Origin of the sequence: Pseudomonas sp. 21615526 (assembly GCF_013386245.1) — a bacterium.
In the GTDB taxonomy this organism is placed as follows: domain Bacteria; phylum Pseudomonadota; class Gammaproteobacteria; order Pseudomonadales; family Pseudomonadaceae; genus Aquipseudomonas.
Map to the genome: position 1 here is coordinate 21086 of NZ_JACAOM010000128.1, position 6260 is coordinate 27345.

Genomic DNA, 6260 nt, shown 5'->3' on the forward strand with positions numbered 1-6260 from the left:
CACTGAGGGTGGGAGGTATTGGGGAATTCTCGTACAGAGTAGCGCCTTTTACCATGGCGCATTCCCACTGCAAACGGAGTTGTCCCGCGATGAAAGCCCTCACCCTTGAAACCTACGGCGGCCCGGAAGTTGTTCAACTGCGCCACGATGTCCCTACACCTCAGGTGACTCCCGGCCATGTGCTGGTCAAGGTGGCCTGCGCCGGGATCAATTTCATGGATGTGCACACCCGCCAGGGCAAATACGCCAGCTCGGTGACCTACCCGGTACGGCTGCCGTGCACCCTGGGCATGGAAGGCGCGGGTGTGGTGGTGGCGGTGGGCGAGGGCGTGAGCCATCTGGCGCCGGGTGATCGGGTGGCCTGGTGCATTGCCTGGGGCGCGTTCGCTGAATACGCCAGCGTACCCGCCGCGCGGGTGGCGCAAATTCCCAATGCGATCAGCTTCGATCAGGCGGCTGCGGCGATGTTCCAGGGCTGCACGGCTCACTACCTGATTGAAGATGTTGCGCGGTTGCAGGCGGGCAACAGCTGCCTGATCCATGCCGCGTCCGGCAGCATCGGCCAGTTGCTGGTGCAAATGGCCCGGCGACTCGGTGCCACGGTATTCACCACCGGCAGCAGCACTGAAAAATGTGCGATTGCCCTTCAGCGCGGTGCTGATCACGCCTGGCCATACGACGGGTTTGCCGATCGAGTCTTGCAGGTAACGCAGGGGCGGGGTGTGGACGTGGTGTTCGATTCGGTGGGTAAGGCCACCTTGCGTGAAAGCTTCAAGGCCTGTCGTACGCGGGGGCTGATCGTCAATTACGGCAACGTCTCCGGTTCGATCACTGACCTCGATCCGATGGAGTTGGGGGAGGCCGGTTCACTGTTCCTGACTCGCCCACGGCTCAACGACCACATGGCCGACGGGCCTACGGTGCAGAGGCGTGCCAATGCGGTGTTTGCGGCGATACTTGAAGGTTCGCTGACGGTGGATATCGAAGGGCATTACGCCCTGGAAGAGGTGCAGCAGGTGCACGCGAGGATTGAGGCACGGCAGCAGATTGGCAAGGCGGTGGTGTGGCTGGACCGTGAACTTCACTAATGGCCAGAGAGCTTGTGTGGCGAGGGAGCTTGCTCCCTCGCCACAGGGGTCGTGGCGCTTGTGAGGATCAGTTAACAGTAGGCGAAAAAAAGCCGGCTGATCAGGCCGGCTGGGGGTGAACCGCGAACGACAGGGGTTACGCGCGGTTTTCCATCAGGCGGTCAGCGCCACCTTCAGCTACACGGTTTTCTTGAAGACGGTCTGCACCACCTTCAGCTACACGGTTGCCTTGAAGACGCTCAGCGCCACCTTCAGCTACACGGTTTTCTTGAAGGCGATCAGCACCACCTTCAGCAACACGACGTTCCAGCAGGCGATCAGAACCACCTTCAGCAACACGACGTTCCAGCATACGGTCAGACCCACCCTCAGCCACGCGGCTGTCCATCAGGCGATCCGCGCCGCCTTCAGCGAGGGCAGGTTGGGTAAAGGCGCTTACAGCAAGTACCGAGAAAGCGAGGCTAAGCAAGAGTTGGCGTTTCATGAGGGTGTGCTCCGGGAAAGTCGTTGGTTGGTATGGATGCGATGTTACGCGGCAGATTTTTTAAGAGAACTTCATTGGGCTGATGGTGACTATCGACGCCAGCGATGGCCCGTTTTCCCGGGCCATCGCGTCGCTCATCACGGCATTTCTGGCAGTTCCCGAGGGCGCAGGTCGAACACCAGCACCTCGGCGTCCTCCCCACGGCTCAGGTGAATCTCCCGCTCATCGCGCACTCGGGCGCCGTCGCCTTCGTGCAAGCGCTGGCCATTGACTTCAACGCTGCCCCGCGCCACATGGATGTAGGCGTAGCGTTCCGGGGCCAGCGGCAGGCTGGCGGTTTCAAAGCCGTTGAACAGCCCGGCATACACCCGCGCGTCCTGGCGCACGCCGAGGGAGCCGTCGGTGCCTTCCGGCGAGATGATCAACTGCAACCGGCCGCGTTTTTGCGCCTCGGTGAAGTGCTCCTGCTGATAGCGCGGTTCGGCGCCCGCCACCTCCGGCACGATCCAGATTTGCAGGAAGTGCACGCCCTGGGTGTGGCTGTGGTTGAACTCGCTGTGGGCCACGCCGCTGCCGGCGCTCATCAGTTGCACGTCGCCGGGGCGAATCACCGAACCGGTGCCCAGGGTGTCCTTGTGTTCCAGGGCGCCTTCGAGCACATAGGAGAAAATCTCCATGTCGCGGTGCGGGTGTTGGCCGAAGCCCTTGCCGGCGGCAACCCGGTCATCGTTGATCACCAGCAGGTCGGAAAAACCCTGTTCTTTGGGATTCCAGTAGTTGGCGAACGAGAAGGTGTGGAACGACTTTAACCAACCGTGATTGGCGGCGCCGCGTTCCGAGGCTTTGCGAAGGGTCAGCATGGGGTGTTCTCCTCAAGGGAAGCCTGGCTGCGAGATGCAGGGCTTCGGTGTGAGGAGAAGATTACTGGTTAACGATAGGTTGATTAAGAAGCTGTAATCGGAATAACTGTCTCTTTTAGGTTGACGATCGCCAGCTGTGCCGTCCGCAGATGATGGCGGTAGCGCAGCTGAAGTTTGCGCCAGGCCATTGGGTTCACGCCTTCGCTGCGGCTGAACAGGTGACAGAAGTGCGCCTGGTCGCAGAACCCGCATTCCTGGCTGATCTGCGTCAGGCTCAGGGCGGAGCCGGTGATCAGCACCTTGGCCTGCTTGATGCGTTGCTGGCGAATCCATTCCTGGGGTGATACACCGGTGGTGCGCTTGAAGGCCCTGGAGAAATGGCTGCGGGACAGCTCACAGGCGCGAGCCAGTTCCGTCACCTCCAGGGGGCCAGCAAGATTGGCGAGGATCAATTGCTTGACCCTCTGTTCCCGCTCTGAACACAGGGTTCCGGTTGCAGCTGCTGGTTGAGCCATGATCGCTAATCCGTGGTCGATGGGCGCTTGTTTTCACACACCTTACCGGTGAATGAATCCCCAGTGTAGACCGCTGCAAGCATCTGTTGAACTGAGCACATGCATGCAATTTTTCTGGATCGGGCCGTCGCACACTAGCGCGAACGTTCAAGCATCCAGGGGAAGGGCACGATGGACTCAACAGCACAAGGCGGGCCGGACGAGGTCGTGACCCTGGTGGTCAAGCACCGCATAAAACCCGGGCTTGAAGCCGACTACGAAGCCTGGCTGCGACGCATCGTACGCATTGCCGGCGAGCGTCCCGGCCACCTCGGCGTTGACGTTGTGCGCAGCAAGCAGGGCGGCCTTGCGTTGTTCACCTGCGTGCTGCGTTACCGCTCCACCGAAGACCTGGAGCGCTGGCTCGATTCGCCGCAGCGCCTGGAGCTGATCAACCAAGCCGCACCGATGCTGGCCGACGGCGACCAGACCGAAGTCGGCGCGGTCAACGAGTTCTGGTTCTCGCCCCTGGCCGATGCTGCCGCCAAGCCGCCGCGCTGGAAACAGGCAGTGGTCACGCTGCTGGTGATCCTGCCGCTGACCTTGCTGGTGCCGATCATCTGGGGCCCGGTACTGCGGCTGCACCCGTTACTGTCCAACTACATCGTCGCCACCTTCCTGGTCACCCTGACCATCGTTTTACTGGTGGTTTACCTGCTGATGCCGGCGGCCACCCGTCTGTTCGCGCCCTGGCTTGAAGCCTCTGTAAAGGAAACCCTATGAACGCCGACCTGATTCTGTTCAATGGCCAGTTCCACACCGTGGACCGTGAAAATCCCCGCGCCACGGCAGTTGCGATCCACCAGGGACGCTTCGTCGCGGTGGGCACCGACGGCGAAGCCATGGCCCTGCGCGGCAGTGGTACCCAGGTCATCGACCTCAAGGGTCGCACCGTCATCCCTGGCCTCAACGACTCGCACCTGCACCTGATCCGTGGCGGCCTGAACTACAACCTCGAACTGCGCTGGGAAGGCGTGCCGTCACTGGCCGATGCCCTGCGCATGCTCAAGGATCAGGCTGACCGCACGCCCACGCCGCAGTGGGTGAGGGTGGTGGGCGGCTGGAACGAATTCCAGTTCGCGGAAAAACGCATGCCCACCCTCGACGAGCTCAACCAGGCCGCCCCCGATACGCCGGTGTTCGTGTTGCACCTGTATGACCGGGCCTTGCTCAACCGCGCCGCCCTGCGCGTGGCTGGCTACACCAAGGACACACCGAACCCGCCCGGCGGCGAGATCGTGCGCGACCATAACGGCAACCCCACCGGCATGCTGGTGGCGCGGCCCAACGCGATGATTCTCTACGCGACCCTGGCCAAGGGCCCGAAACTGCCCCTGGAATACCAGGTGAATTCCACCCGCCAGTTCATGCGCGAACTCAACCGCCTGGGGCTGACCAGCGCCATCGACGCCGGCGGTGGTTTCCAGAACTATCCCGACGATTACGCCGTGATCGAACAGTTGGCCAAGGACCAGCAACTGACCGTGCGCATCGCGTACAACCTGTTCACCCAGAAGCCCAAGGAAGAACTCAGCGACTTCAAGAACTGGACCGGCAGCGTGACCCTGCATCAGGGCGACGACTACCTGCGCCACAACGGCGCCGGCGAAATGCTGGTGTTCTCGGCGGCCGACTTCGAAGACTTCCTCGAACCACGCCCAGACCTGCCGCTGACCATGGAGCAGGAACTGGAACCGGTGGTGCGCCACCTGGTGGAACAGCGCTGGCCGTTCCGCCTGCACGCCACCTACAACGAGTCGATCTCGCGGATGCTCGACGTGTTCGAGAAGGTCAACCGCGACATCCCGTTCAACGGCTTGCCATGGTTCTTCGATCACGCCGAAACCATCACCCCGCAGAACATCGAGCGCGTGCGGGCGCTGGGCGGCGGCATCGCGATCCAGGACCGCATGGCGTTCCAGGGTGAGTACTTTGTGGAGCGCTACGGCGCCAAGGCCGCCGAGGCCACGCCGCCGATCAAACGCATGCTCGCCGAAGGCGTGCCGGTGGGCGCTGGCACCGACGCCACCCGGGTGTCGAGCTACAACCCCTGGACCTCGCTGTACTGGATGGTCAGCGGCCGCACCGTCGGCGGGCTGGAACTGCACGCCGAGGGGCTGCCCCGGCTGACGGCCCTGGAACTGTTCACCCACGGCAGCGCCTGGTTCTCCTCCGAGCAGGGCAAGAAGGGCCAGATCAAGGTCGGCCAACTGGCGGACGTGGCGGCACTGTCGGCGGACTTCTTCAGTGTCGATGAGGAGGCCATCAAGTGGATCGAATCGGTACTCACCGTGGTCGGCGGCAAGGTGGTGTACGGCGCCGGCGACTTTGAAGATTTCGCACCACCCAGCGTGCCGGTGCTGCCGGACTGGTCGCCGGTGGTCAAGGTACCGGGCCACTGGCGCCCGGCGTCAGCGCTGCAAGCCCAGGTGCACCAGTGCAGCGGCCCCTGTGGCGTGCATGCCCATAGCCATGAACGGGCGCGTCTCTCGAACGTGCCGGTCAGCGACTTCCAGGGTTTCTGGGGCGCGTTTGGCTGCTCGTGTTTTGCCTTCTGAATCTAACCCCAAAAGAGTATTCCCATGACTTACAAACGCCTGAACAAAGATGACGCCGTGGTCCTGCTGGTGGATCACCAGACCGGCCTGATTTCCCTGGTGCAGGACTTCTCGCCCAACGAGTTCAAGAACAACGTGCTGGCCCTGGCGGACCTGGCCAAGTTCTTCAAGCTGCCGACTATCCTCACCACCAGTTTCGAAAGCGGCCCCAACGGCCCGATGGTGCCGGAGCTGAAAGAACTGTTCCCGGACGCGCCGTACATCCCGCGCCCTGGCCAGATCAACGCATGGGACAACGAAGATTTCGTCAAGGCAGTGAAAGCCACCGGCCGCAAGCAACTGATCATTGCCGGTGTGGTGACCGACGTGTGCGTGACCTTCCCGACGCTGTCGGCCCTGGCTGAAGGGTTTGAAGTGTTTGTGGTCACCGATGCTTCGGGCACCTTCAATGAGACCGTGCAACAGGCGGCGTGGGCACGCATGACGGCGGCCGGTGCACAGCTGGTGAACTGGTTCTCGGTGGCCTGCGAGCTGCAGGTGGACTGGCGCAACGACATGGAAGGCCTGGCGAATCTGCTGTCGCCGCGTATTCCCAACTATCGCAATTTGATGAACAGCTACTCGGCGCTGACGGCCAAATAAACCGCTCTCTGATATGCAGGTAATCCAATGTGGGAGCGGGCTTGCTCGCGAAGGCGGTGTGCCAGTCAATACAT

Annotated in this window: 7 protein-coding genes; 4 read left to right on the top strand and 3 right to left on the bottom strand. The window is 62.2% G+C overall.

What is annotated here, in order from left to right; all coding sequences use genetic code 11:
- The first annotated feature begins 89 nt into the window (after positions 1–89).
- The gene (locus HX786_RS27645) at positions 90–1088 is read left to right on the top strand and encodes a quinone oxidoreductase (protein ID WP_178912878.1); all 999 of its coding nucleotides are present in this window, start codon (positions 90–92) and stop codon (positions 1086–1088) included.
- Between the two features lie 136 nt (positions 1089–1224).
- On the opposite strand, the gene HX786_RS27650 is transcribed toward HX786_RS27645, so the two are convergent.
- The 3 genes from HX786_RS27650 to HX786_RS27660 form a co-directional block, all read right to left on the bottom strand.
- On the bottom strand, positions 1225–1572 hold the full coding sequence (locus HX786_RS27650; protein WP_023658746.1) for a hypothetical protein: 348 nt from the start codon (positions 1570–1572) through the stop codon (positions 1225–1227).
- A gap of 137 nt (positions 1573–1709) precedes the next feature.
- Positions 1710–2432, bottom strand: a complete 723-nt coding sequence (locus HX786_RS27655; protein WP_177123601.1) for a pirin family protein — start codon at positions 2430–2432, stop codon at positions 1710–1712.
- 83 nt (positions 2433–2515) lie between these two features.
- On the bottom strand, positions 2516–2947 hold the full coding sequence (locus HX786_RS27660; RefSeq protein WP_134326334.1) for an AraC family transcriptional regulator: 432 nt from the start codon (positions 2945–2947) through the stop codon (positions 2516–2518).
- Positions 2948–3118: 171 nt separating this feature from the next.
- On the opposite strand from HX786_RS27660, the gene HX786_RS27665 reads away from it, so the two are divergent.
- Genes HX786_RS27665 through ycaC form a run of 3 tightly spaced genes read left to right on the top strand, consistent with a single transcriptional unit; the run spans position 3119 to position 6186 of the window.
- Positions 3119–3709 carry an antibiotic biosynthesis monooxygenase gene (locus tag HX786_RS27665; protein ID WP_178912879.1) on the top strand — a complete coding sequence of 197 codons (591 nt, stop codon included), beginning with the start codon at positions 3119–3121 and terminating at the stop codon, positions 3707–3709.
- Positions 3706–5544 carry an amidohydrolase gene (locus HX786_RS27670; protein WP_003207313.1) on the top strand — a complete coding sequence of 613 codons (1839 nt, stop codon included), beginning with the start codon at positions 3706–3708 and terminating at the stop codon, positions 5542–5544. The genes HX786_RS27665 and HX786_RS27670 overlap by 4 nt, the downstream gene beginning before the upstream one ends.
- An 18-nt stretch (positions 5545–5562) precedes the next feature.
- Positions 5563–6186 carry an isochorismate family cysteine hydrolase YcaC gene (gene ycaC, locus HX786_RS27675; protein ID WP_161635723.1) on the top strand — a complete coding sequence of 208 codons (624 nt, stop codon included), beginning with the start codon at positions 5563–5565 and terminating at the stop codon, positions 6184–6186.
- Positions 6187–6260: the final 74 nt, after the last annotated feature.

Coding starts and splice junctions, on each gene's coding strand:
- HX786_RS27650 (WP_023658746.1), bottom strand. CDS start 1,572: ATGAAACGCCAACTCTTGCTTAGCCTCGCTTTCTCGGTACTTGCTGTA.
- HX786_RS27660 (WP_134326334.1), bottom strand. CDS start 2,947: ATGGCTCAACCAGCAGCTGCAACCGGAACCCTGTGTTCAGAGCGGGAA.
- HX786_RS27665 (WP_178912879.1), top strand. CDS start 3,119: ATGGACTCAACAGCACAAGGCGGGCCGGACGAGGTCGTGACCCTGGTG.
- HX786_RS27670 (WP_003207313.1), top strand. CDS start 3,706: ATGAACGCCGACCTGATTCTGTTCAATGGCCAGTTCCACACCGTGGAC.
- HX786_RS27655 (WP_177123601.1), bottom strand. CDS start 2,432: ATGCTGACCCTTCGCAAAGCCTCGGAACGCGGCGCCGCCAATCACGGT.
- HX786_RS27645 (WP_178912878.1), top strand. CDS start 90: ATGAAAGCCCTCACCCTTGAAACCTACGGCGGCCCGGAAGTTGTTCAA.